Genomic DNA, 1,553 nt, shown 5'->3' on the forward strand with positions numbered 1-1,553 from the left:
GTAGCCGGAGTGTTAGCAGCCAGGGTGAAAGCAGGATTAGCACAATTGTTCTGGTCAGGACCGGCAGCGGCCAGGATATTTACATTATTTGTAAGTACAACATCATCTGTTAATACGCAGGTACCATTAGTGATGGTCCAGCGCAGGGTAGCTGTATTACCAGCTAATACCGTAACTGTAGTTGTTGGACTGTTTGTTGTAGCGATAGTAGCAGTACCTGAAACGATTGTCCATACACCTGTTCCTACACTTGCAGGCGTAGCTGCCATTGTAAACAGTGCAACATTACAATGTTCCTGGTCTGGCGCTGGTGTGATGGGCGTTGGCGCTGCATAATTGGTCAGTACAACAGTACTTGATGAAGCCGGACATGTTCCGTTAGAAATGGTCCATGCCAGGGTAGCAGTGTTACCTGCTAATACAGTGACTGTCGTTGTTGGACTGGTTGGTGTTGCGATAGTAGCAGTACCAGAAACCACTGTCCATAAACCTGTTCCTACTGTTGGTGCATTAGCAGCCATCGTAAACAGATCGTTGGCACATTGTGATTGAGCAGGACCAGCAACAGAAGGTGTTGGTGTAGCATAGTTTGTTAACACTACATCATCTGTTGTGGAGCAAAGTCCGTCTGTGATCGTCCATCTCAGTGTAGCAGTGCTTCCTGTTGGAACTGTTACTGCTGAAGTCTCACTGTTTGCCGTTGTGATAGTAGCAGTACCGGAAACCACTGTCCATAAACCTGTTCCTGCACCAGGGTTGTTACCAGCCAGGGTGAAAGCAGGATTAGCACAATTGTTCTGGTCAGGACCGGCAGCGGCTATAACATTTTGACTATTTGTGAGAACGATAGTCGTCTGTGAAGGCGGACATGTTCCGTTTGTAATAGTCCATGCCAGCGTAGCAGTGTTACCTGCTGGTACATTGACTGTCGTTGTTGGACTGGTTGCTAGTGTGATAGTAGCAGTACCGGAAACCACTGTCCATAAACCTGTTCCTACTGTTGGTGTGTTAGCAGCCATCGTAAACAGCGCATCATTACAATGTGCCTGAGCAGGACCGGCAACAGAAGGTGTTGGTACATCGTAGTTTGTTAATACTACATCGTCTGTTGTTACGCAGGTACCGTTGGTGATGGTCCAGCGCAGCGTAGCAGTGCTTCCTGTTGGAACTGTTACTGCTGAAGTGGGATTGGTGTCATCTGTTATAGTAGCAGTACCTGAAACCACTGTCCATAAACCTGATCCGGTAGCCGGAGTGTTAGCAGCCAGGGTGAAAGCAGGATTAGCACAATTGTTCTGGTCAGGACCGGCAGCGGCCAGGATATTTACATTATTTGTAAGTACAACATCATCTGTTAATACGCAGGTACCATTAGTGATGGTCCAGCGCAGGGTAGCTGTATTACCAGCTAATACCGTAACTGTAGTTGTTGGACTGTTTGTTGTAGCGATAGTAGCAGTACCTGAAACGATTGTCCATACACCTGTTCCTACACTTGCAGGCGTAGCTGCCATTGTAAACAGTGCAACATTACAATGTTCCTGGTCTGGCGC

At 47.5% G+C, this 1,553-nt stretch carries 1 protein-coding gene; it reads right to left on the reverse strand.

The window, feature by feature from the left end; all coding sequences use genetic code 11:
• The coding region (locus tag BM176_RS32685; RefSeq protein ID WP_218162329.1) for a hypothetical protein at nucleotides 1-1,553 on the reverse strand (1,553 nt) is incomplete at both ends.

It is taken from the genome of Chitinophaga sp. CF118, from assembly GCF_900112615.1.
In the GTDB taxonomy this organism is placed as follows: domain Bacteria; phylum Bacteroidota; class Bacteroidia; order Chitinophagales; family Chitinophagaceae; genus Chitinophaga.